The organism is Xanthomonas prunicola, assembly GCF_025266575.1.
GTDB lineage: Bacteria > Pseudomonadota > Gammaproteobacteria > Xanthomonadales > Xanthomonadaceae > Xanthomonas > Xanthomonas prunicola.
In genome coordinates this window covers 2,146,338-2,170,542 of the sequence record NZ_CP096142.1, presented here as the reverse complement: position 1 = coordinate 2,170,542, position 24,205 = coordinate 2,146,338, and the positions used below count along the sequence as shown (strand labels likewise).

Genomic DNA, 24,205 nt, shown 5'->3' with positions numbered 1-24,205 from the left:
GTCACCGATAGCTCAGAACCAGACCATGAATCAACATTGACCACCCATCCATTGCGACAAACAGCAGCAGTTTGAATGGAATCGCCACATTGGTCGGGGTGACCTGTGAAAGGCCCATCGCCATCAGCGCGTTGGCCACCACCAGGTCGATGACGATAAACACCAGATATAACAGAAAGCCGATGCGGAAGGCTTCAGTCAATTCGCTGAGCGTGAATGCCGGTGCCAAGACAAGCAAGTCGTCCGACTTGAGCGTGGCGGCCTTGTCCTTGGGCCAAATCTGCTGTGCAGATCGCATGAAAAAGGTCTTTTCGCGTTCCCGTGTGTGTTTGAGGAGGAATTGCCGAAACGGCTCCCGGCAGGCGTCGAGCAGCACCACGACGTGGCTGTTCTCCGACCCGGTACCGTAGTTCTGTGCAGCTTTGAATGCCTCCATGCCGACCGGTGCCATCACAAAGCACGACACCAGCAATGCAACGCCATTGAGGACCATGTTGGGCGGCACCTGCTGTACACCGATCGCATTGCGCAGCAGGCCGAGCACGACCACGATCTTGGTGTAGGAGGTGACCACCATCGCCGCGAAGGGCAGCAGGCCCAGCATGACCACCACCAGCAGCAGCGAGCCAACGTCAGGCATCTGCATGCGTGCTCTCCGACATGCTGAGGATCTGCACACCAAGATGTTCGCCCACTGCCACTAACCTGCCGGTGCCGATGGTCTGGCCGTAAACGACTAGGCGGATGTCGGCTTGATCCACCGGCACCGACAACTCCAGGATCTGCCCGGGCTGTAAACCCGACAACGTCGATAGAGACAGCGCAAGTTGATCCACTTCCAGCTGCACCGGCAGTTCCAGTTCTGCCACGTTGCTGGTGGACTGCGCGACTTCGGGCTCAAACGTATCGTGCTGCATGGTGGGGGTGGCCTCCAGAATCATCTGTTGCAGGTTCAGGCGCACCGGAGCGCGCAAGACAGCACCTCCCGCGATACCCCAGAGCAACTCGCCGCTGCTTACCGCAGCCGAGGCGGTGCAATGCAGCAAGACATCGCCAGGCCGCAGCGACTGCAGCAACGCCGCCGATACGATGCGCCCGCCGATGCGCAGGCGCGTGTTGACGCGCAGTGCAGCCAGCCAGGCTGGTAATTGCGCGGGCGCTGGCAGTGCGGCAACTGCGGTCTGCAGCGCGGCCAGCAGCGACGCGCTTGCCGTCAGCGCAGTCGCATCGAGATCGCCCAGTGTCATGCCGACGCCGTGGCAGTGGTCTGCCTCTGCATCACGCTCGAAGGCGATAACCTCGGCAGCGCCCAAGCCAAGCGGCGCAAAAGCACAGAGGCGATCGGCAAGTAACATTCCTGCTATCGAAACGCGTAGTGCATCGTCGTCCTCGTTCAACAGCAGCGCCAGGCCGTCGCGCGCGGCAATCCGCAAATCCATCTGGCCGGTGTCCAACTGCAGGCGCAGACGGGCCGCATCATTCGATGGAATGGCGCGGCAATGCGTGGCGAAGCCGCATTGGCGTGCTGCGCGTGGATCGCCGAGCACCATGCTCAGCTGTGCGCGCTCGGCCGCAACGCGCGTCAACGCCTGAGACAGTGCACGTGCCGGTGGAGCCTGGCTCTGCTCGGTTAGCAAGATGGAGTTCCTCCAAATGGCTGTCTGTCGCCAGTGCCGCGTTAGACAACCTCGATGCTGATCTGGAGCGTGCTACTCAGCGTGGACTTCAGTGCAGTCTCCAGACGCTGCCTTCCACACCAAAGTACCTCGCGGGCGTCTGGCGAACTGGTATTGAAGCGAAGCGATAGCTGGTCCGGCGAAAGCCGCAAGAACAACGTCGTTTGTGCGACGACCTCTTGATCGATATCCAGCCATGCTTCCCAGCTACCTGCGCTACGCACTGGCTTGGCGTTGCAGAACTCGGCCACCCGCAGCGCGATGTGGTCGATCGCCATCTGGGCGCGTTGCGTGCGTATCCACTCGGTCGCGATATGTCGCCCGACTGCGCCATTGTCGGTGCCCTGGGACGTTTCCTGGTGTTTCGTCCTGTCGACACGTAATGACGGCTCGGTTTGCACGGGTGCGCCGTCATCCGCTTGAGTGAACCTGTCCTCTGCCTCAGGCTCCGGTCGATCCTCGTCGCACTGCGGTGGCAATACCATGCAGGGAAGCGCGAGCTGCGCGCTGCGCAGGCGCTGGCGCAGTAGTTGCAGGAAGCTGGAGCGCTGCGCCGACCGGGCCGGCGTGGCTGGAGCAGCCGGCCGCTGCAGTGCGCCGCTGATCGGCAAGATGCGCACATGGCGGAGGGGCGGCTTGCGCATCACACCACCACTCTACCGATCGGCTGCAGCTGCACCTCCGAACCCAGCTCCTGGAACGAATAGACCTGCAGCCAAGTCAGCCGTGCTTCGATCATGCGGCGCACATAGCGGCGCACGTCCATCGACGCGACCACCGCCAGCGGATGCTGCGCCTGATCGCCCACGATGCGTTCCACCTGCTCCACAAGCTGGTTCGCCTGCTCGGGCGGAAGTGCCAGGAAATTGCCGGCCGCGGTCGCGCGAATTGATTGCCTGATCAGTTGTTCCACAGCATGGTCGAGCATCACCGCAGGCAGCTGCCCGGTACCTGCGGTTGCGGTATGCGCAAGATAACGGCCAAGATCGCAGCGCACATATTCGGTCAACATCAGAAGATCCTTTTCCTTCGGCCCCCATACCACCAGACTCTCCAGAATGCTCTTGATATTGCGCACTGGAATCCTTTCTTCCAGGAGACGCCGCAACACATCGGCAATGCGCTGGGCGGGCATCGCCTTGTTGACCTCCGCAACCAGCCCGGGATAGTCCACGGCCACCTGCTCCAGCATCCACTGTGTCTCCTGGATGCCGACGAACAGGTGCGCGCGTGCATGCAGGGGTGCGATGGCCTGCCGGGCCAGTGCTGCTTGCATGTCGTCGGTGTCCTCCAATTCGGCGCGTGTCTCGGGGACATCGTGAATCAACACCTCGTATTGCATGTCTTGCAGGGATTCGCTCTGCCATATCGCAATCCCGGGAAACGGCAAGCCCAGCAACTCGACCAGTTGGCGGCGCTCGCTTTCGATCGCCTGATCCAGTCGCGCGGGGTCAAGCAGAGCGGCCAGCTGCGGCGATAGCCGCATCGACAGGGGTGAGGCGAAATCCGGGGCGTTTTTGCGAATATGTGGCGCCTCGCCTTTGGCACCTTTACGGCTTGTTGAGGGCAACTTGCGCTGATCGGTGCCGCTGCTGTCGCGCTGCTTGCGCCAAATCGTATAGCCGCCTGCACCGACGGCCGCTGCCAGCAGCAGGAACAGCACGGCCGGGAAGCCTGGTACGAACGCAAAGCAGGCCAGCAGCACGCTCGCTGCCATCAGAGCACGCGCGTTGCTGGTGAGCTGACGGCCGATATCGAGCCCGAGCGAACTGAGCCTGGTCTCGTTCTCGTTGGCCACGCGGGTGATCATGACGCCGGCAGCCACCGATATCAGCAGTGAGGCGATCTGCGACACCATGGCATCGCCCACCGACAGAATCGCAAAGCGGTTAGCGGCTTCGCCCGCACTCATGCCGTGGTACGTCACGCCGACCACGATGCCGGCCAGGATGTTGACCATGGTAATCACCAGGCCGGCGATCGCATCGCCCTTGACGAATTTCATGGCGCCGTCCATGCCGCCATGCAGTTGGCTTTCTATGGCCAGCCTCGCACGTTTGCGGCGTGCCTCATCTGCGGTCAAGTTGCCGCCGCGCAGGTCGGCGTCGATACTCATCTGCTTGCCGGGCATTGCGTCCAACGTGAAGCGCGCACCGACCTCGGCAACGCGTTCGGAGCCCTTCGCGATCACGATGAACTGCACGGTGGTGATGATCAGGAAAACGACCAGGCCGACCACCAAATTGCCGCCGACCACCAACTCGCCAAAGCTCTCAATAATATGGCCCGCCTCGGCATGCAGCAGAATCGACTTCGTCGAGGCGATATTCAGGGACAACCGCAGCAGCGTGGTGAACAGCAGCAGAGAAGGAAACGACGAAAGCGAGATCGAGTCGGGCACATACATCGTGACCATCAACAGCACCACGCTCAGGGTGATGTTGATGCCCAGCAGCGTATCAATCAGCGGCGTTGGCAGCGGCAGGATCATCAGCCCGATGACCGCCACCACCAAGGCGGCGATGGCTACTTCGCCGCTATAAGCGAAATACCTTGTCGCTCGCACGCGATCTCCTAGCATGGCAAAGCTCCATCGCTATCGCCGTCGTCATGGTCGCGACCGAGTTCATCGACCCAGCGCAACACCACCGCAACCGTTTCGAACAGTGGCTCGGGCACTGCGTCGCCCAATTCAACCTGATACAGCGCACGTGCCAGTGGCGGATTGGCAACGATCGGAATGCCCTGGTTCTGCGCAAAGGCCCGCAGTTCCAGCGCGCCATCATCCACGCCCTTGGCAACGACCTGCGGCAAGCCGAAATCATCGGGCTCGTAGGCCAATGCCACCGCGTAATGGGTCGGGTTGACCACCATCACCTTGGCCTTGGCAACGCGTTCGCGTGGGTCGCCGAAGACCAGTTCCTTGGCGAATTCCTTGCGCTTGCCCTTGATTTCGGGGTCGCCCTCGCTTTCCTTGAATTCGCGCTTCTGCTCGTCCTTGCTCATCCGTTTATCGCGGATGAACAGCCAGTGCTGCACGCTCCAGTCTGCAGCGCCGACCAGCACGAACAGCAACACGCCCAGTGCGAATAGCATCCCCAGGGTGCGCCAGGCGATTTGGGCAATGTCAGGTGGTGTCTGGTAGGCAAGCCCAATGATCATCGGCATGAGGGTGCGGATACCTACCCACAGCACCACGCCAATCAAGATGGCCTTGATGATCAACTTCAGTAAATTGATGAGACTTCGCAACGAAAAGAGTTTTTTGACCCCGGTTGCGGGATTGAGGGAATCGAACTTGGGTGACACCGGCTTGAGCGAGGCATTCAGCCCGGTCTGGAAAGCACCGCCTGCCACGCCAGCCACCAGGCAAGCAACCAGGAACGGCAGCATCAACAGCAATCCCTGGATGCCGATATGGCCGAGTGCGCGGTTTATTGCCGCTGCATCACGTGTATTTTCCGAAAAATCGAAGCCGATCGTCATCAATGCGCGCATATGCTCGGAAAAGTAATCGCCAGCCGATTTCATCACCAATAGCGCGCCGAAGAGCACCGCGGCTGCAGTGACGTCCGGGCTGACCACAACTTCCCCGTCCCTGCGCGCATCCCGCAGTTTCTTCTCGGTCGGCTTTTCGGTTTTCTCTTCCGACATTGCCCTCTCCTTCCGCGATCACTGCGCCTCCGATTGTGGTGAGCTGAGATGGAGCGATCCGCTTGCCAGGCGAATAGGTGAGTGGCCTGGCGAAGCCGGAATGATTTGTTCGCCAGCGAATTCCGATATTCGCTTCCGAAAGGATCTGGCCAGCGTGGTGCGCGTAGTTTTCCCCACGTGTACGGTCCGCATGCCATTAAAAACGAGGTGCAGTGTGGAAAAGATTCAGTGTCCCGGAGCGGTCGTGAGTGGGCTCATCGAACTGATCACGGTCGGACTCACCCACGAAAAGATTCATGACGCTGCCGCTGTCCTGGCCGCAGTGCGAGTCCTGCGGCCAGAGCTGAAAGCGCTGGACACGTTCGATGCATGGATTTCCATCAAGCGTGGAGATTACGTGGAAGGTGCGCGCCTGTTGCGCGAGCTGGAGGGCGATGCCGGTTCCAAGCCGCTGTGCAGGGCCTTGTACGCCTGCTGCCTGTTCGCGATGGGCGATGCGTCGTGGCATGGCGTTGCAGACGGGCTGATCGAAGAAGACGCCGATGCCGATGCGGTGGCCTTGGTCAAGTCGCTGTCCGGACGCAGCACCACAACGTCCGTGCCGCCGGAAGTGCCGGTTGAATCTTCAGCACCGATGGAAGCTCCAAATTCGCAGTACCTGCGTGCCTGATCGACGCCAGCCCCGACCCCATAGGAGTATGCGATGACGCTCATTCCTCCTGTCCAAGCGATCGCCAGCACCAGTGCTGCCGCTACCCAAGCACTGTCGCCGGTGGCAGCTCCCAACCAAGCGCTTGTGAATCGCTTTCAAGCGCTGATGCAGTCCTCAAGCCCTTTGCCGCCTACCATGCAGCGGGTGGGCCACCCGAGCATGATGAGCCGGATGGTCGATGTGCAAGATGATGGCGTGCGCGCCATCTCCGAGCATATCGATGCCTTCGGCATGCGGGCACCGACCATGGGGCTGCAGGAAATCGCAGCGGAAGAGATGAAGTTGATAAACGAGCTCACCATGGTCGGCTTCAACCTGAATGTCAGCGTCAGCGTGGCGCAATCGGGAAAGAACTCCGTGCAGACGTTGGTCAAGAACCAGTAGCATGCGCGCGCCGAGATACATGATGGTGCTGCTGGTGGCGCTGCTGCTGTCTGCGTGCAGTCAGCAGCTGTATTCCGGGCTCACCGAAAATGATGCCAACGACATGCTCGCGGTGCTGCTGCATGCTGGCGTAGACGCGTCCAAAGTCACGCCAGACGACGGCAAGACCTGGGCGGTGAACGCGCCGCACGATCAGGTGTCCTATTCGCTGGAGGTGCTGCGCGCGCACGGCTTGCCACATGAGCGGCACGCCAATCTCGGCGAGATGTTCAAGAAAGACGGGCTGATCTCGACACCCACCGAAGAACGCGTACGTTTCATCTATGGCGTATCGCAGCAGCTGTCGCAGACCCTGTCGAATATCGATGGAGTCATTTCAGCCGATGTGGAAATTGTACTGCCCAACAACGACCCGCTTTCCACCTCGGTAAAACCTTCCAGCGCTGCGGTATTCATCAAGTTCCGCGTCGGTAGCGATTTGACCAGTCTGGTACCCAACATCAAGACGTTGGTCATGCACAGCGTGGAGGGACTGACCTACGAAAACGTCAGTGTCACGTTGGTACCAGGCGGAGCGGAGAGCGATGCGCAGTTCACGGCATTGGCACCGCCGAGACCTTCACTGTGGCCGTGGTTGGTCGGGTGTGCGTTGGCGCTGTGTTTGGCGGTTGCAGCGGCGCTGTATTGGTGGCCAAACCCGCAGGCGGGCCGTTGGGGCGGCTGGCGGCGCCTGCGCGAGTTGACGAAAGGCAAAGCTGGGTGAGCGCGGGATGGACAACACGCGGATCGACAATGCGGCACGATGTGTTCAGCGCTGGACGGACGCGTTGGCGCAACTTGCGGAATCGTTGGACGCCGCACAGGTGGCGCATTGGCTTGGCCCGGTGGCAGCGTCGGGCTGGGCAGCGGCGCCCGGCTACCGTCGTATGCGGGTGATCCAGGCGTGGTCAGGGTGGTCGGGATTATCGCCGTCTGCACTCGGCCTGCATGCGAACCAACTCGCTCTACTGATGCCCGCGCTATTGGCCAAGGTCCTTATCGCGCGTGCGCTGTTCTCGCGCGGGTTGGCGGTGCGCCGTTGTATCGAGCGCGAACGTCTGGACTGGCTCGAACAGTGCGTGGGGCCGGCCGTGCTTGAGCACGCGCGCCAGAACGCGTCCGCCGGCAGACCCTTGCCCCTGTTACCGCGCGATGCCGATCAAGCGGCGTGGGTCGGTGACGGTTGGCGTCGGATGCAGGCCGACGGCGTCTGGCCCAACCCGGTTGTTGCCAAGCTGCTGGCGCTGTCCTTGCCGTTGGGCGCCGTGCAGGTGGCGACTGTCGCAGCAGACGGTGCGAGCGATGCATTCCTGACCGCGCTTCCCACCCTGATGCCGGAGGCGTCATGCGTCTCTGGTTGAGGTCAACGCCCGATGCGATCGGCCTGGATTGCGATGTCATCCCGCGCGAGGCATTGGCCTCGGTGCTGGCGCTGGATGCTGCCACTGCCGAGGTGCACGCACGTTGCGAGCAGGCCCTGAGTCAGGCGCAGACACGTGCACAGACGCTGATCGACGAGGCACAACAGCAGGCCGAGGCGATCCTTCACGATGCGCGCCAAAAGGCAGAGCGCAGCGCACGCCTGGGATATGCAGCCGGCCTACGACGTCAGCTTGATGAGTGGAACGAATCGGGCCTGCGCCATGCCTTTGCCGCCGAAACGGCCGCGCAGCGGGCACGCGAGCGCTTGGCTGAGATTGTGGCGCGCACCTGCGAGCACATCATCCTCGGACACGATCCTGCGGCGCTGTATGCGCGTGCGGCGCAGGCCTTGGAAGGTGCCCTGGACGAGGCCAAAGCCCTGCGCGTCAGCGTGCACCCCGACGCGGTGGATGCGGCGCGGCGCGCTTTCGATGCAGCCGCCGCCGAGGCGGGCTGGACCCTGCAGATAGAGCTGTGCGGCGATGCCGATCTGGCTGTGGGCGCCTGCGTGTGCGAATGGGATACGGGCGTGTTCGAGACCGATCTGCGCGATCAGCTGCGCAGTCTGCGGCGCGTCATTCGCCGCGTGTTGGCCGCACCCCAGGAGCACGCAGATGCTGGCTGAGACTCCTCTGCTGGAGGCAACGCTCGAGCGCGAGCTGGCCATGCTCGCGTTCGGCCGTCGCTATGGCAAGGTGGTCGAAGTGGTCGGCACCATGCTCAAGGTGGCCGGCGTGCAGGTCAGCCTGGGCGAGGTGTGCGAGTTGCGCCAACGCGATGGCACCGTGTTGCAGCGTGCCGAGGTGGTGGGGTTCAGTCGTGATCTCGCGTTGCTGGCGCCGTTCGGGGAGCTGGTCGGGCTGTCGCGCGAGACGCGCGTGATCGGATTGGGGCGCCCGCTGGCGGTGCCGGTCGGACCGGCGTTGCTGGGGCGGGTGCTCGACGGTCTGGGCGAGCCGGCGGACGGGCAAGGAGCAATCGCCTGCGAAACCTGGGTACCGATCCAGGCGCAGGCACCCGACCCGATGCGTCGGCGGCTGATTGAACACCCCATGCCGACCGGCGTGCGGATCGTCGATGGCCTGATGACGCTGGGCGAGGGCCAACGCATGGGCATCTTCGCCGCAGCAGGCGTCGGCAAGAGCACCTTGATGGGCATGTTCGCGCGCGGTACGCAGTGCGATGTCAATGTGATCGTGCTGATCGGCGAGCGCGGACGCGAGGTGCGGGAGTTCATCGAGCTGATTCTTGGCGCCGATGGTCTGGCACGCAGCGTCGTGGTCTGCGCAACCTCCGATCGCTCATCGATCGAGCGCGCGAAGGCCGCCTACGTCGGCACCGCCATCGCCGAGTATTTCCGCGATCGGGGCCTGCGCGTCCTGCTGATGATGGACTCGCTGACGCGGTTTGCCCGTGCGCAACGCGAGATCGGTCTGGCCGCCGGCGAGCCACCTACACGCAGGGGTTTTCCGCCTTCGGTGTTCGCCGAGTTGCCGCGCCTGCTCGAACGTACAGGCATGGGCGAGAGCGGGTCGATCACCGCGTTCTACACCGTGCTGGCCGAAGACGACACCGGCAGCGATCCGATCGCCGAAGAAGTGCGCGGCATCCTGGATGGGCACCTGATTCTCTCGCGCGAGATCGCTGCCAAGAACCAGTACCCGGCAATCGACGTGTTGGCCAGCCTGAGCCGGGTGATGAGCCAGATCGTCCCGTCCGACCACTCCCAGGCCGCCGGCCGGCTGCGGCGCCTGCTCGCCAAGTACAACGAGGTGGAAACCCTGGTGCAGGTGGGCGAATACCGTCAGGGGAGCGATGCCGTTGCCGACGAAGCGATCGAGAGAATCGAGGCGATTCGCGACTTTCTCAGCCAACCGACCGACCAGCTCAGTGCATACGAAAGCACGCTGGAACAGCTGGCCAGCGTGACCGACGATGCGTGAGTCTGGCCACACCTGGTCGGTGCTGCATCAGCTAAAGGCCCGCCGTTGCGAGCGCATGCAGGAACGCCTGAATGAGTGCGGGCGTGCATTGGAACAATGCGACCGTGAACTTGCCAATTGCAGACAGGAGGCAGAGGCTTGCACCACACGCCTGGCCAACTGCGATGCCGCACTGATGGACAAGACCGGTGTGGGTGGTTCGATCGATATCGACACGATCCTGCAGCATGAACGCTTCCGCACCGTGCTGGTAGAGGCCTGTCGCGCTGCCGAGCAGGCGCAGGCAACGGCGAGCCAGTCGTTGCAGAGCGCCCGCGATGAGCTCGCATCCGTGCAACAGGCACTGAGCAAGCTGCAGGCACAGGCGCAGGTGTATGCAGACAAAGCCGCCAATGCGAGACGCGCCCGACAGGCGCAACGCGACGCAGCGGAAGAAGAAGACGCGATCGAGGCGCTGGTCGCGCTGCGTTCGCACCGCGCCGCGCAGGGAGGCTCCCGATGAACGACGCCACCGATGCCTTGCTGGCCATCTCCTCGCAGGGCGTGTCGCTGTTGACCCTGCTGGCACTGTGCGGCGTGCGTGTCTTCGTGATGTTCACGGTACTACCGGCAACGGCGCAAGACAGCCTTCCCGGAATTGCGCGCAACGGCGTGATCTACGTCCTGAGCTCGTTCATCGCCTACGGGCAGCCGGCCGATGCGCTGGCGAAGATCCAGACGGTTGGCCTGGTCGGGGTGGTGTTCAAGGAGGCTTTCATCGGTCTGCTGATCGGGTTTGCAGCATCGACGGTGTTCTGGATCGCCGAGAGCGTTGGCCTGCTGATCGACGACCTTGCCGGTTACAACAACGTGCAGATGACCAACCCTCTCAGCGGGCAGCAAAGCACGCCGGTGTCCACGGTGTTGCTGCAACTGGCCATCGTGTCGTTCTACGCTTTGGGCGGCATGTTGATGTTGCTCGGCGCGTTATTCGAATCGTTTCGCTGGTGGCCGCTGAACCAGCTTGGGCCGAACATGGGGGCGGTTGCAGAATCGTTCGTGATCCAGCAATCCGACGGCATGATGGCTGCCGTCGTCAAACTGTCCGCACCGGTGATGCTGGTGCTTGTGCTGGTGGATCTTGCGATCGGCCTGGTGGCGCGAGCGGCCGACAAACTCGAACCTTCGAATTTGAGTCAGCCAATCCGTGGGGTGCTGGCGTTATTGCTGCTCGCCTTGCTGACCAGCGTCTTCATCGCGCAATTTGGCGAAGCACTTGGTTTCCTGCATTTCCAGCAGCAATTGCACGATGCCGCCAACGTGGGTGGCAAGGCAGGCGCGTTGCACTGATCTTTATTGAGACATTCCCGGCTTTGCACTTTATACACTTGTCGCTACCGACTTCTTCACTTGCCTAGCAGAGGGAACGCCATGGCTCCTGCCTGTACCACAGCCCACCGCCGACGTGCTCCATTGGCCGCCCTACTGATGCTCAGCCTGCTGCCGCTGTTGTCGCCTCATGCCGACGCCGCCCAGGTCCCGTGGCATTCGCGCACGTTCAAATACGTTGCCGACAACAAGGATCTCAAAGAGGTGCTGCGTGATTTGTCCGCCAGCCAGTCCATCGCCACCTGGATCTCGCCAGAGGTGACCGGGACGCTGAGCGGCAAATTTGAAACATCTCCGCAGAAATTCCTCGACGACCTGGCGTCCACCTACGGCTTCGTCTGGTACTACGACGGCGCCGTGCTCAGGATCTGGGGTGCAAACGAGCCAAAAAGCGCGACCTTGAGTCTGGGCAATGCATCGACGAAGTCACTGCGCGATGCACTTGCGCGCATGCGTCTGGACGATCCGCGCTTTCCGGTGCGCTACGACGAGGCCGCGCATGTGGCGGTGGTCTCCGGACCGCCAGGGTATGTGGATACCATTTCGGCGATTGCCAAGCAGGTCGAGCAGGTCGCCCGTCAGCGCGATGCCACCGAAGTGCAAGTGTTTCAGCTGCATTATGCGCAAGCGGCCGACCACACGACGCGCATCGGCGGTCAGGATGTGCAGATTCCAGGCATGGCCAGCCTGTTGCGCAGCATGTACGGCGCGCGTGGCGCGCCCGTCGCGGCGATACCCGGGCCTGGCGCCAACTTTGGTCGGGTGCAGCCGATCGGCGGGGGATCCTCCAACACATTCGGCAATGTCGCCCAGCGTCAAGGTGGCGGAGCCAACGGCATCCTCGGGCTGCCTTCGTCCTGGTTCGGGGGGGCATCTTCATCCGATCGCATGCCGGTCAGCCCGCCGTTGCCCGGTAGCGGAGCTGCTCCGGCTGCAGGGTCGCCCGCCACCGTATGGCCGGAGCTTAGCAAGGCACGGCGCGATGAGTCCAATCCGGTCGATGCTGGTGGTGGAGCAGAGCTGGCCTCCGATGCACCGGTGATCGAAGCCGATCCGCGTACAAACGCCATCCTGATCCGCGATCGACCGGAGCGGATGCAGAGCTATGGCACCCTGATCCAACAGCTGGATAACCGGCCCAAGTTGCTGCAGATCGATGCCACCATCATCGAGATCCGCGATGGCGCCATGCAGGATCTCGGTGTCGACTGGCGCTTCCACAGCCAGCACACGGACATACAGACCGGCGACGGCCGTGGCGGTCAGTTGGGCTTCAACGGCGCATTGAGTGGCGCTGCCACAGATGGCGCGACCACGCCGGTTGGCGGCGCCTTGACGGCCGTGTTGGGAGACGCCGGACGCTATCTGATGACGCGCGTGTCGGCGTTGGAGACGACGAACAAGGCCAAGATCGTGTCTTCGCCCCAGGTTGCGACGCTGGACAACGTCGAGGCGGTCATGGACCACAAACAACAGGCATTCGTCCGGGTCAGCGGATACGCATCGGCAGATCTATACAACCTCTCCGCCGGGGTGTCGTTGCGGGTATTGCCCAGCGTGGTGCCAGGCTCGCCGAACGGTCAGATGCGTCTGGATGTGCGTATTGAGGATGGCCAGCTTGGATCCAACACCGTGGATGGAATTCCGGTCATTACCTCCAGCGAGATCACGACCCAGGCCTTCGTCAACGAAGGGCAGAGCCTGCTGATTGCAGGATACGCCTACGATGCCGATGAGACCGATCTGAATGCGGTGCCGGGTCTGTCAAAGATTCCGTTGCTCGGTAATCTGTTCAAGCACCGCCAAAAAAGTGGGTCCCGCATGCAACGGCTGTTTCTGCTGACCCCGCATGTGGTGTCGCCCTGATGGTCTTCTAAAAAGACATCGGTGAGCGATGATGACGTTGCTGCGAGTGCCTGATACTCGGTCAATACCATAGGCCGAATAATGCCGGGATTGTTTTGGCAATCATCGGACGGGCCATGCAATCGGCGTGTGCATGTGTGTTCACCCAGAGCGCTTAAGACCATCACTTGGATGATAATAGGGCGGTGCTGGGAACCAGCATGTGCCACTCGCACATGCTGTTCTTATGCGTCGTCCGAGCCTGCTGGGTGATCACATGGCAGGCTTGTCACCTGCGACAGGCGACTTTCTGGCAGTCAGCTCGGTATCTGCGGTAAACGGTAAACGGTAAAAGGGCAGAACGGCGTCTAAGCCTTGAATTGGGAGCGGTTGCGCGTGATCTTGTCACGAGCGCCTAGGCAGGCCGCATTGCGCAGGGCCGGTGCGTGGGCACAGAGGCTCTTGTCGAGCGACAATGGAGTAAGGGGTTGCGATTGCACGCCGAACAAAAATCACGCCAGCAGCGAAGCGCCACTTGAGAAGGCGTGTCCCGGAACAAAAGATCTGGCCATTGACTGACGCGTTGAAGCCGGAACGGCTCTGCTCGCATGCCGATGGCTATATATCAGGCACCTGGTGCGCGAAATAAACAACCGCCCGCCTGAAGTGGGTAGCGAATGTTCGCGGTTACAGCGATGAGGGCACCTGCAGGCTGACGCATGAAGCGGCAACCTGCAGGCCGTGGTCGGTAGGGGCGGCCAACAGTTCGTTACTGAATCGATCCGTTGCTGCTCCCAAGGCTGACCCCAGTGTCGAGGCCGCCACCGAAGCCACCACCGGAGCCACCACCGAAGCCACCACCATTCTGCGCCTGGAGAATGTCGCCGATGATATTCATCAGCATCTGGGTGTATGGCGAGGGGGAGCCATTGGACTGCCCAGGTTGCTGATTGCCGCCCTGACCACCAGAGTCGCCACCCTGGCCCTGACCCTGACCCTCCTCAGCATTGTTGCACTGCTGAAGCAGGGTCTGGATGAACTGGCTCAGCAGCTGGTCCAGCTGCTTTTCTGAGATGCCTTGATTGCCCTGGTTCGAAGCAGATTGCGTGTTCTGGCTGGGGTCAACCTGCAAGAAGGACGAGCTGGCGCCGAGCTGCGTTGTGTTCAAAGAATTCATCATGATGATTCCTCTCTGATTAACTGGGATTTGTCTTTCGCTCAACTGCCGGGCGTAAGCAACGGCGGTTGTGGGGCATTTTTCCGCCCCAACCGAACAGTAGAAGCGGCAGCCCATTGTCGCCAGAAATTTTGCGAAATTGCGCTTTTGCGCGCGAAGAAGGCAAGTGAAAAAATGTTTTAGGATCGATAAGAAAATACCGAAAGCCTCGTTGAAAAGCGTTTTTTCGCTTGCCTGTTAAGTGTTTCGTCGGTCCTGAGTAAATCACGTACAGGTGGCGTTATGGTGCCGCCGTCGAGCGCCGTGGGTCCTTGTGTGCCGGCGCTCTACTCACCTGGAGACCTGTATTCAACCGAGATCGAGGTAACGAAAAATGATCGATTCAACGATCGCATACCAGCATGTCGATAAACAATCCAAGTGGCATTTGGAGTTCTGGTCCGAGCCTTCGCCAAAGCGATACTCGCGCGCGAAAAGGTCCGGGTGTGGTCGTCGGGCAGGAGCCGGACCGCAGCGTCTTTTGTTTGCAGCAGCGCTGGCATGCGCGGCGCCTTTCGCACGCGCGGATTGCTTTGAAGAGGCTGCCGGATATCAGCACGTCAACCCTTGGGTGCTGCGTGCCATTGCCTGGCAGGAATCGCGCGGTCGCGCCGACGCAATCCATCGCAACAACAACGGCACGGTTGATTACGGGAAGATGCAGATCAACTCCATCCATCTGCGGCGATTATCCAGCTATGGAATCTCCAGGGACGCATTGATGCATCCGTGCATCAGTGTGTATGTGGCAGCTTGGCGGTTGCGTGAGATGACCAATAAATATGGAAACACCTGGGCTGCAGTAGGGGCCTACCATTCCGAAACGCCGGGGGAGCGCGATAAATATGCGCATGCCATTCATTCGATTCTGATCAGGCGCGGTGTGATTGCCGAATAGCGCGGGTGCCACTGCAGGGTGCAGCCCAGGTTGCGTGTAGGGGTCCTGGCGTGAAGTGAGCAGGCTTGCGCAAGGTGGGGGCACGCTGACACGGAATCATCTGCGGAAAATAGCGCGTTTACCTTGTCCTCGCGCATGCGGTGATTGAAATGACGACTGCCACGGCAGCATGCGTCACCACGTGTCGACGGCGTGCGTGACGCGTCCGGATACCTGCTGTACTGAGGCTAGGTAGTCGCGACCTCAGCCAGAACTTGGCAGGCCAAGCGTAGTTTGCGGTTAATCTCCGCCGTCCCTCGCTCCGTCATCGTTTTTTAGTAAGTGCTGAGTGCTGCCCGTGGAATCATTAAGCAGCTGCCGCATCACGCACTGCCGGTGAGCCCGCAGTGCGTGTACGACCGTCGGATGCTGGCCTAACCGACGGTTGCTCGATAGCCAGCGCGGCTGGCGGTCAGGCTTACTCAGCTTGCGTGCGAGCTGCTTCGGCTTCGCGAACTGCCGCTGCAGCCTGCCAGGTGCCGGCAATGACCTTGTACTGCATGCCTGCGGCCATGCCCGACAACGTATTGGAGAGCAGTGCGCTGCGCGCTGGCGACAAACCGAGCCAGTTGCCAATCATGTTGACTGCTGTACCAAATGCGATGTTGGAATTGATGGCGGCCGTGCGCGCTACAGAATGATCCATGACACGCTCATAGTCCTCGCGCCTGGCCTTCAAGGTTGGTTCCCAGATCTGCTGCGTACCGGCTTCGTCGGCCTCGTGTTGGGTGACATTGAGCCAGTCAGCTGTCTCCAGACCGACATTCAAGGCCGCGTTCACCGCCGCTTGCTGAAAGACGACTCTGGTCGCCTCCCCCACGTTGAAGGGCGATATCAGTCCAGCCCAGCGTTGCCTGGCCGATGCAAAGTCCGGCGCCTCCAGCTCATTCGATGCCAGGTTGGTCAGGACGTTGGCCATGCCGTAAAACCTGCCTGCACTGGTGACGCGTGGATCGCTGACGCCACCGTTGGTAGGCGCCCGCATTCCTACCATGCGGAACGTCGCCTGGATGGCATCGCGGGCCGCAGCATAAGGGGCGATCTTGAGCTCACTGGCAAGCAGCCTGGCCGCCATCTCCGGTCGTCCAGAGGCCTTGCCTGCAGCGCCTATGGCGATATTGCTCAAGATGCCGGCCAGCGCGAGCCGGGTGACCAGATCCGAATAATGTTGCTGCTCGCTCCTCTTGTGATGACGTTCGTCTTCGGACAGCGCTTCCCACTGTTCAAGGTTAAGGTTGTGAAAGCCTCGGGCGGCGGCGTCCGGATTGCGGTTCTCGCGGTTGCGCCGCAGCGTATGCAGTGCCAGATGCAGCGTGCCCGACACCGCCTGCATGGCGACGACCGCTTCGGGTGGGAGATGGCGAAGCGCGGCAAACAGTCCTTCGCCTAGCAACTCGCGCATGAAAGTGGTTGGGCCCACGGAGGTGGTCTGGTGCACGAGATGTCCCAGCGCAGCGCCCAGGTATTGTTTGTCGAAGCTGATCGGTAGTACACCGCGCGCCGCAGCTGCGACCGCTGTCGCGGTGGGTCCAAGTAAGGTTGTGACCCCACGTGTTGCACCTGCCCGGACTGATGCAGCCAGTGTGCCTAAGCGCGCAGCGCCCGTCGCTGAGGTGGATGCATGCGCTTGGGAATCGTGTTGTGCAGCGTGTTCTTGGGTAAGTGACGGTCGAGCTGATGGTTCAAAGGAGTCTTCAGCGTCATGGAATGGCTCGCTGCTGCTCTCTTCCCCGCGCAGGGAAGCAGGCAGCCGTGGACTTCCATAGGGGGATAGGTCTGAGTCAGTGGCGGTTTCATACCCGCTGTCGCTTCCTGCGCTACTGCGTCGTCCCGAAGGTCTGGGCGCCAGGGCGGATAGAGAAGAATCGATCCTGGGCGTCGATGTAGCGTTGCGTCGTTGTGCCGGTATCTCGATCACAATGTCGCCGCTTGTCGCTTGCGGTTGCTGGGAGGTACTGGCTGAAGGGATCTTCGTCATGGCATGTCCTCGCGTTGGTGGGATATCGGCATGCTCTCGCCCAGGCTTGCAGGGCGATTGATCGATGGCGCCGGACGATGGGTACCGCATCAAGACGGGTCTGGCGGCGAGAATCTTGATTGCAGCGTGGCATCGCTAATCGCAGCCAGACGCGTCGACCGGACAATCATGCGTGATGTGCGGCACGCCGCACCGTCATGGTGCATGTGCTGTGCTCAGCTGCCCCTGCAACTACAGCGTGACTTCTTCGCTCGCAATCGAAGCGCCCAGGCGTACCGTGCTATCCACGGCCACGTTGCGTGATACGTATCATCGTCGTCGGCGACCTTGAAATTCGCATAAATCCAGAGAATCTGGACGCGCGCCGTGCGAAACCAGCATTCTGCATCCGAACAATCAAGTCGCGTGTGCGGGCCAAATATGTTTGCTGCTGCGGCCGTCTTCACACGGCCGAATACCGTTGCGCGTGTGCCGGCAGCGCTGCGCGATGCATCGGTGGGGTCGACGCCGGCGCTCTGGTGCGGATTGATGGCGGAGTGGCGGAGTTGGCTAGTTTGAGCGGTCGCCCAGAGCGCGTGGCGTGGACTTGGAAAGCAGATGGCCGCATTCCCGGGCAGGAAGATCACGAAGCCAGCAAGGTGCAACCTCGCCAAGGTTCCAGGGAGCTCTTTGGAGCCGCGCTTGGCCTCCCACCGTTCCGATCAATATGCCTCTGCGCATATCCTGACTTGCATGCAGCCACACGCCATCGAACCCTGTTGACCAGGTCGAGCTTCCCTGGATTGGGGGGATCGAGTGAATGCATCGGTCCGTTGGCTAGGCCGCTGTCGAGCGATTGCATTGCTGCGATCACGGAAAACCGCAGCAGGAATTGGCTATTTTTTCGAGACCTGCAATTACCGTCATCGCACCTGCCCGGAGCCTGAACGGCCTGAACCAAGAATCCACCGGCAAGCAATGGATATCGAAACCCGCACGGTTCAAGGCCAGTCCGATCCGCTTGCTGCAGGACTCACCACATAATGCAGTGCTGCTGTGGGTAGCAAACCAGACGCGTATCTTCAACGGTGCCACGCAATGGGCGAAGGCATCCAGACATCCGTTGCGCCTGGCTGGTTCGGCTCAGCCGATCGCTGCGCGCGTTATCCCAGTCGCCGGTAAGTGACCCGGTAGTCTGGGCCCCCGCTGGCGTAAGAGCCAGATTGCAGATCGACACGCTTCATAACAGCGCCTGGTGCTCAGGATTGCAATCTTTCCGCAAGCACCCGTGGATTTAAAGCATTCGGCCCGCCGCAGGGTGAGTGCGACGGGCCGATGTCGTTAAGTGTTAGAGCTTTTGGGGGCGCTTCGCGCATCGCCAGATGACGTACCGCGCTGCCATCGCCGCAAACGTTGGCAGCAGCCGAGGCCATGTGCCAACCGCCAGATCAGATCAAAGCATGTCCGGCGGCGGGGCGGTGGCCTTGGAGTGCTGCTTGCCGCGTGCATGTTCGATGGCAGTGCGCAGCTTGCGCGCAGCGCCAGTCACGGCAGAGGCTGTCGTTTCGGCGCTGTTGGTGGCCGCGATCGGCGGCAGGCCGGCGACGTGCGCTTCGATGCTGCAGGTTCGATCCGCCGCGCCGCCGCGCTGACCGTTCTCATCGCGCAAATGCACTTCCACACGGGTGATGTCGCTGGCGAAATGCGCCAGCTGGGCGGTGCAGGTCTTTTCGACATGCGCCACAACAGACGGATCGTGCGGCACGTGCTTGTCGGTCTGGATCTGAATCTGCATAGAGTGTCTCCTTTGCGGTCATCCGCTACGTCTACCGCAGCGGTGGTTCGATTCTGCGTCAGCCGAGTGTTGTCGCAAAGTGACAACCCCGCAAGCCCATTCATGTGCTGGTGGGATCTTCAGGTTACGGTCTCCGAGTCGGTCGCCGCCGGTGCCGATGTCGAATGGTCGATCCGTGCATACGCACGACCTGTCGTGGCTGAATCGCCGGCACCGGGCCATCTGCTGGATCAAGAGTGGTGCCTTAAGATGCCCGCACCCGCGGTGGTCCGCGCCTGTTCGATGCCTGCCTGTGTCCGAATTCCGATTTGTCTTGGGTGCCCGTCGGGGCGTGCTGCAGCGCCTGCTGCTGCTTGCCGCGCTGTGGATGGTCTGCGTGGGCGCGGCTGTGGCCCAGGACGAGGACACGTTGCTGGAGACCGCGCAGACCCAACTGGACAGCATGCAAAAGGTGCTGACCCAGGCTGAAGCGGGGATGGAAAAATCCGATACCGACCAATTGCGCAAGCTCGCTGACGATGTCACCGGCGCGCAACGCCAGGCCCAGGATCTGGCGCGCTCGCTGGAGCCGCCGTTGAAAGAGCTCTCTGTCCGGCTGGCGGGGCTGGGCGAAGAACAGAAGACCGATCCACCCGATCTACGCAACCAACGCGTCGCGCTCACGCGCGAGCGCAATGGGCTGGATGCCGAACTCAAGCGGGCGAACCTGCTGGCGCTGGATGCCAAGGATCTGGCCGACCGGCTCGAAGGCGAGCGTGCCCAGCGCTTCAGCGAGAAGCTCTCCGCGCGCGTGGCTTCACCGCTATCGCCCACGCTGTGGAATGAGATCGCGCAGGAATGGCCCGACGACCGCGTGCGCCTGCAGACGCTTTCCAACAAGGCTGTACAGGCGGTGCGGACGGGCACATCGACCAACGGCATCGCCGGTCTGGTGATCGGGACGCTGGCGGCATTGGCGCTGGCGTTTCCGTTGCGCATCTTCCTGCGTCATCTAGGGCGGCGGTATGCGGCCTCGCGTGCGCCCGGTGGACGCTTGCGTCGCTCCGGCCTTGCGTTGTGGTTTCTGTTGGTGGGCACCCTCACGCTGGGCATGGCGGCGTGGGCACTGGCCGAAAGCGTGCGCGCCCTGAGCGAGCTACCGACGGATCTGGAGCAACTGCTCACTGCATTTGTGGTGATCAGTTGTGTGGCCGCCTTCGTCGGTTCGCTCAGTGCCAGTTTGTTGATGAAGCACCAGCCCACCTGGCGTCTGTTCCCATTGGACGATGCCACCGTCAACCGTTTGCGCGTACATTGCCTGGCCACGGCTGCGGTGAGCTGGTTCAGCGGCATGGCGATCAGGATCAACGATGTGGCCCGCAGCAGCGGCGCATTGACCATCGCCACCGATGCGGTTGCTGCGCTGTTGTATGCGGGTTTGATTCTGTCGGCGCTGGCTGGCCTGACCCTGTCGTTGCGTGCTCACGCCGCAAACCTGGGTGCTGCCGACGCGGACAGCAGCGCACCGCCGCCAGTGGTGTCGCGCGGCGGCGGTTACATCGTGCTGATCCGTCTGCTGGGCCATCTGGCGGTGATCTTCGCGTTGGTGGCGGCGTTGTTCGGCTACATCAATCTGGCGCTGTTCGTCGAGCAGCAGATCATCTGGATCACCCTGGTATGCAGCGTGCTCGCCCTACTGGTGATGTTTGCCGACGACCTGACGACCTGGGTATTCAAGCCGGAGAGCCGTTTCAGCCGTGCGCTGTCGCATGTATTGAATGTCGGCAGCGGACGGTTGGTGCAGGTGGGCTTGTTGATCTCCGCGGCGGTGCGAGTGCTGCTGGTACTGCTGGGCATCGCCGCGCTGGTGACGCCATACGGCGCAAATATCGCCGCGGTGACCGGCTGGCTGGAAAACGTGTCGCACGGAATTGCCATTGGCAAGGAGCTGGTCATCACGCCCAGCGATGTGGCCCGTGCGCTATGCGTCTTCCTGCTCGGCATGGGTCTGGTGCACGTGGTGCAGAAGTGGCTGGTCAACACGTATCTGCCCAAGACCGAGCTGGATGCCGGTGCGCGCAATTCGATCAGCACGGTGGCGCGTTATCTGGGATGGTTGATCGTGGCAGTGTGGGGGCTCACTGCGCTAGGTCTGGATCTGAGGCGGCTGGCGCTGGTGTTGAGTGCGTTGTCGGTGGGTATCGGTTTCGGTCTACAGGCGATCACGCAGAACTTCGTGTCGGGGCTGATCCTGCTGGCCGAGCGGCCGGTGAAGATCGGCGACTGGGTACGCATCGGCGATCAAGAAGGTGATGTGCGCAAGATCAGCGTGCGCGCGACCGAAATCCAGGTGGGCGACCGTTCCACGTTGATTGTTCCCAACTCGGAGTTGATCACCAAGAGCGTGCGTAACATGACGCTGTCCAATCCGATGGGCCGTGTGCAGTTGCAGTTCTCGGTGCCGTTGGAAACCGATGTTGCCAAGGTGCGCGACATGTTGCTTGAGCTGTTCGCAGAGCACGAGAAGGTGCTGGCCGAGCCGGCACCATCGGTGTTCATCGATTCGCTGGCTGGCGGGCACGTCAATTTCAATTCGTTCGCCTACGTGAGCAGCCCGCGCGATTCGTATGGCGTGCGCAGTCAGCTGTTTTTCGCACTGCTGCAGCGCATGGAGACGGTGGGCATTGCGCTGCAGTCGCCACAGGAGATTCGCTTCAGTCGCGCAGGTGCGGCGGTGGCGCGCGATGCAGGCGATGGCACGTCTGTGGCGGAGCAGTGAAGTAGCGAGCGCTGTGTCGCCAGCGTAGTAGCGAGTAGACAGTGGGTTGACAGTGGAGTGCGCTGTTTGCGCGGCCACGTCTGACTGCTTATCTGGGTGTAGGCACTTGCTCAGTTGAACGCCTGGTCAGTCGTGGGTGCGATGCCCTCACCGCTCGCGGGACATACCGTGAACCCATCCATGCGGGCGCGTTGGCGGCGTCCAAGCCGCCAACGGTCCCCGCGATCGGTAAGGGCATCGCGCCAGCATGTCCACCCTCCACGGGAGTGCAGCGGCTCACATCAGGAGCGGTCCGCCACCGGTATGTCCTTGACCAAGGCCAGATCGTCCACGCTGACGTCTTCGGTGTAATCCAGCCAGGCGCGGATCTCCAGATCTTCGACTGCATGTTCCAGGCCCACCGGCATGCGGATACGCCCGGCGGCGTCGGGCACCACCCATTGCTGTGCCAGCACGACTTTTCGTTCCGAGGACACCGCTTCGACCCAGAACGCGCGTGTGGGTCGGCGCTTGGCGTAGAGCTCAAGCATGTAGCGGCCGGCATCGGTCTTGCGGGCAGCCTGGGTGAGCATGATCGGCTGGCGTACGCGGGGACGCGGGCCTTGCTGGGTGGCTTCCAGCGGCGCATCGACGGCGATGCCGCGGGTGAGGTCCGGATCGCGATACAGCTTCATGTTCTGGTGGCGATCCACCACCAGTGCGCACCAGTCGCCATCGGCCGAGCCGTCTTCGAATGCAGTGCAGCGATCCACATAGGCCAGCGTGCCTTTGGAATGGGTGCGATCGAATTGACGCGAGGTATTTTCCAGGTACACCGTCTTCAGGTTGGTGTCCTTGTCGTATTCCAGCAGCACCGGTGGGCGCACCTGTTGTACGCCGACCACGACATCGCCATTACCGTCGATGCGCAGCATGCGCGTGCTGCGTCCGGTCCATAGTGTGCGCGCATACGCCAGATAGCGCGGATAGTCCTTCCCGCTGTCGCGGCTGGCGGCAACGCTGGCACTGGGCGGGGCATCGCGGGCTAACAGCGAGCGGCCAAAGCCTAGCGTGCGCATGCCTGGTTCCAGCAATTGCAGCAGCGTCGCGCCTGAATCGAGCGTGCTGCCTGCGCGCGTCACCACTTGTTGCGGGGCGATGTCCTTGCCCAGGAATAGGAGCAGGTTCTCGCGCTTCTGCTCAGCCAGCACGTCGCTCAGATCGTTGGGCATTGCCAGATGATCGGAGGCAATGACGATGATGGTGTTCTTGCCGTAGCGGCTGTTGCGAATGCGCGCGACCAGTTCGCCAATCAAGCGGTCGCTGCATTTGATTGCATGCAGCAGGCCGATATCGCCCAGTGCGCTGTCGTAGTGCTGGCCCTTGCACGCCAGCGGCAAGTGGCCGGCCGGATGATGCGTGTCCATCGTCAGCGTGGTCAGCATGAAGGGTTGGCCAGCACGTGACAGTGTCTGGAAGCTGTCCCAGGCATCGTCCAGCAAGACATCGTCGTGCACGCCCCACGCGGAAAAATGCTTCGGTGCGACGCCCCTGTCGTGGAAATAGTGCACATCGTGCACCACGTCGAAGCCATGGCTGGACAGGAAACGGCCCTTGCCAGCGAAGCTTGCATCGGCGCCGCCGACGTAATGATTGCGGTAGCCCTGATCCTTGAGGTAATCGCCCAGGCAGCGCGCTTCGGGCAGGAACATGCCCATACGGTCCATGCTGTTTTCATCACCCGGCGCGGTGGTGAGCGGCACGCCGCACATCGAGGCAACCATGCCGGCGATGGTCCAGCCGCTGCCTTCGGTGGAGGTGAGATTGCGTACGTCCACCGCTTCGGTGGCAAGCGCGCGCAGGTTGGGCATCAAGCCTGGAAACACATTTTCGTCGAAGTAGGTGCGCTCCAGGCTTTCGCCATAGATCCACACGATGTTCTTGCGCTTCTGCAGCGGTTGCTGCGGCACCTGGTATTCGGGTACGACGGTGGCGTAATCGACCGGGCGCAGCTGGTAATACAGGCGCTTGCCATCGCGATACAGCGGGCTTACTGCGATGCTGACCAACAACATGCTTACGAAGCCTGCGAACACCGCACCACCACCGCGCAGACGTTGAAAGCGTCGCACCCGCACCAGCAACAGCGGGCTCAGCGAAAGCAGCAGCATGCCGACGAACACCGCGATATAACCGGAAAAATCGCTGACGCCGGCGCCATCCATGTCAGCGCGCAGGTGGTACAGCGTGGCCGCATTGATGCCATCGCCGCTGAGTCGATCGATCAGTCCCCAGGCGCTGAGCAGCAGCAGAAATACCGACAACAAGCCAGCCTTGAGCCATGCCAGGCGCGGGGAGGCGACCAACAGCCACAGCAATAGCAACAACGAAACCAACAACATCCAATGCATGCGCAGCGTCCGTGGGGGAATGGTGCGAGCGCGTGCCGGACGCCTTGCTCGCCATGTCCTGTGCGCCACCTGCAATGTGACACCCGGATGACGGACTATGCCGCGCCGA

At 61.8% G+C, this 24,205-nt stretch carries 21 protein-coding genes; 12 read left to right on the top strand and 9 right to left on the bottom strand.

The features are described 5' to 3' along the window. Window position 1: 1 nt before the first annotated feature. The 5 genes from sctR to sctU form a co-directional block, all read right to left on the bottom strand. Window positions 2–646: a type III secretion system export apparatus subunit SctR gene (gene sctR, locus M0D43_RS09280; RefSeq protein ID WP_252164395.1), complete on the bottom strand. Its 645-nt coding sequence runs from the start codon at window positions 644–646 to the stop codon at window positions 2–4. Next, window positions 633–1,586 carry a type III secretion system cytoplasmic ring protein SctQ gene (gene sctQ / locus M0D43_RS09275; RefSeq protein ID WP_252165005.1) on the bottom strand — a complete coding sequence of 318 codons (954 nt, stop codon included), beginning with the start codon at window positions 1,584–1,586 and terminating at the stop codon, window positions 633–635. Before sctQ ends, sctR begins: the two co-directional genes overlap by 14 nt. 92 nt (window positions 1,587–1,678) lie before the next feature. Then, entirely contained in the window at window positions 1,679–2,320 is a 642-nt protein-coding gene (gene sctP, locus M0D43_RS09270; protein ID WP_252164394.1) for a type III secretion system protein SctP, read from the bottom strand. Beyond that, window positions 2,320–4,257 carry an FHIPEP family type III secretion protein gene (locus M0D43_RS09265; protein WP_252164393.1) on the bottom strand — a complete coding sequence of 646 codons (1,938 nt, stop codon included), beginning with the start codon at window positions 4,255–4,257 and terminating at the stop codon, window positions 2,320–2,322. The genes sctP and M0D43_RS09265 overlap by 1 nt, the downstream gene beginning before the upstream one ends. After that, window positions 4,251–5,330 (bottom strand): type III secretion system export apparatus subunit SctU, encoded by a 1,080-nt coding sequence (sctU, locus tag M0D43_RS09260; protein WP_260808147.1) that lies wholly within the window; start codon window positions 5,328–5,330, stop codon window positions 4,251–4,253. Before sctU ends, M0D43_RS09265 begins: the two co-directional genes overlap by 7 nt. A gap of 214 nt (window positions 5,331–5,544) precedes the next feature. Between sctU and M0D43_RS09255 the strand changes: the two genes are divergently transcribed. The 9 genes from M0D43_RS09255 (at window position 5,545) to sctC (ending at window position 13,064) form a co-directional block, all read left to right on the top strand. Further along, window positions 5,545–6,000: an HrpB1 family type III secretion system apparatus protein gene (locus M0D43_RS09255; protein WP_252164391.1), complete on the top strand. Its 456-nt coding sequence runs from the start codon at window positions 5,545–5,547 to the stop codon at window positions 5,998–6,000. Window positions 6,001–6,033: 33 nt separating this feature from the next. Further along, window positions 6,034–6,426, top strand: coding sequence for a type III secretion protein HrpB2 (locus tag M0D43_RS09250; RefSeq protein WP_252164390.1), 393 nt, complete (start codon window positions 6,034–6,036; stop codon window positions 6,424–6,426). A 1-nt stretch (window position 6,427) separates the two neighbouring features. After that, a complete protein-coding gene (gene sctJ / locus M0D43_RS09245; protein WP_252164389.1) occupies window positions 6,428–7,189 on the top strand; it encodes a type III secretion system inner membrane ring lipoprotein SctJ in 762 nt (253 codons plus the stop codon). Window positions 7,190–7,196: 7 nt separating this feature from the next. Beyond that, window positions 7,197–7,826 (top strand): type III secretion protein HrpB4, encoded by a 630-nt coding sequence (locus M0D43_RS09240; protein ID WP_252164388.1) that lies wholly within the window; start codon window positions 7,197–7,199, stop codon window positions 7,824–7,826. Next, window positions 7,811–8,512 (top strand): type III secretion system stator protein SctL, encoded by a 702-nt coding sequence (gene sctL, locus M0D43_RS09235; RefSeq protein ID WP_252164387.1) that lies wholly within the window; start codon window positions 7,811–7,813, stop codon window positions 8,510–8,512. Before M0D43_RS09240 ends, sctL begins: the two co-directional genes overlap by 16 nt. After that, complete coding sequence (gene sctN / locus M0D43_RS09230; RefSeq protein WP_252164386.1) at window positions 8,502–9,830, top strand: type III secretion system ATPase SctN; 1,329 nt, start codon at window positions 8,502–8,504, stop codon at window positions 9,828–9,830. The genes sctL and sctN overlap by 11 nt, the downstream gene beginning before the upstream one ends. Beyond that, on the top strand, window positions 9,823–10,332 hold the full coding sequence (locus M0D43_RS09225) for a type III secretion protein HrpB7 (protein WP_252164385.1): 510 nt from the start codon (window positions 9,823–9,825) through the stop codon (window positions 10,330–10,332). The genes sctN and M0D43_RS09225 overlap by 8 nt, the downstream gene beginning before the upstream one ends. After that, window positions 10,329–11,159, top strand: a complete 831-nt coding sequence (sctT, locus tag M0D43_RS09220; protein ID WP_252164384.1) for a type III secretion system export apparatus subunit SctT — start codon at window positions 10,329–10,331, stop codon at window positions 11,157–11,159. The genes M0D43_RS09225 and sctT overlap by 4 nt, the downstream gene beginning before the upstream one ends. 81 nt (window positions 11,160–11,240) lie before the next feature. Further along, window positions 11,241–13,064 carry a type III secretion system outer membrane ring subunit SctC gene (gene sctC, locus M0D43_RS09215; RefSeq protein ID WP_260808146.1) on the top strand — a complete coding sequence of 608 codons (1,824 nt, stop codon included), beginning with the start codon at window positions 11,241–11,243 and terminating at the stop codon, window positions 13,062–13,064. Window positions 13,065–13,812: 748 nt separating this feature from the next. Here sctC and xopA read toward each other — a convergent pair. Continuing rightward, the gene (gene xopA / locus M0D43_RS09210; protein ID WP_252165004.1) at window positions 13,813–14,220 is read right to left on the bottom strand and encodes a XopA/Hpa1 family type III secretion system protein; all 408 of its coding nucleotides are present in this window, start codon (window positions 14,218–14,220) and stop codon (window positions 13,813–13,815) included. Window positions 14,221–14,593: 373 nt separating this feature from the next. Here xopA and M0D43_RS09205 point away from each other — a divergent pair, with 373 nt between their 5' ends. Further along, a complete protein-coding gene (locus M0D43_RS09205) occupies window positions 14,594–15,157 on the top strand; it encodes a lytic transglycosylase domain-containing protein (protein ID WP_252164383.1) in 564 nt (187 codons plus the stop codon). Window positions 15,158–15,614: 457 nt separating this feature from the next. Here M0D43_RS09205 and M0D43_RS09200 read toward each other — a convergent pair whose 3' ends face one another. Continuing rightward, window positions 15,615–16,598, bottom strand: a complete 984-nt coding sequence (locus tag M0D43_RS09200; RefSeq protein ID WP_313905075.1) for a hypothetical protein — start codon at window positions 16,596–16,598, stop codon at window positions 15,615–15,617. Between the two features lie 1,447 nt (window positions 16,599–18,045). Here M0D43_RS09200 and M0D43_RS09195 point away from each other — a divergent pair. Beyond that, window positions 18,046–18,339 (top strand): hypothetical protein, encoded by a 294-nt coding sequence (locus M0D43_RS09195; RefSeq protein ID WP_252164381.1) that lies wholly within the window; start codon window positions 18,046–18,048, stop codon window positions 18,337–18,339. Window positions 18,340–18,606: 267 nt separating this feature from the next. Here M0D43_RS09195 and M0D43_RS09190 read toward each other — a convergent pair whose 3' ends face one another. Further along, window positions 18,607–18,948 carry an HPF/RaiA family ribosome-associated protein gene (locus M0D43_RS09190; protein WP_007974834.1) on the bottom strand — a complete coding sequence of 114 codons (342 nt, stop codon included), beginning with the start codon at window positions 18,946–18,948 and terminating at the stop codon, window positions 18,607–18,609. Between the two features lie 157 nt (window positions 18,949–19,105). Between M0D43_RS09190 and M0D43_RS09185 the strand changes: the two genes are divergently transcribed. After that, the gene (locus M0D43_RS09185; RefSeq protein ID WP_260808255.1) at window positions 19,106–21,706 is read left to right on the top strand and encodes a DUF3772 domain-containing protein; all 2,601 of its coding nucleotides are present in this window, start codon (window positions 19,106–19,108) and stop codon (window positions 21,704–21,706) included. Window positions 21,707–21,987: 281 nt separating this feature from the next. Here M0D43_RS09185 and M0D43_RS09180 read toward each other — a convergent pair whose 3' ends face one another. Continuing rightward, the gene (locus M0D43_RS09180; RefSeq protein WP_260808145.1) at window positions 21,988–24,096 is read right to left on the bottom strand and encodes a phosphoglycerol transferase I; all 2,109 of its coding nucleotides are present in this window, start codon (window positions 24,094–24,096) and stop codon (window positions 21,988–21,990) included. Window positions 24,097–24,205 lie beyond the last annotated feature (109 nt).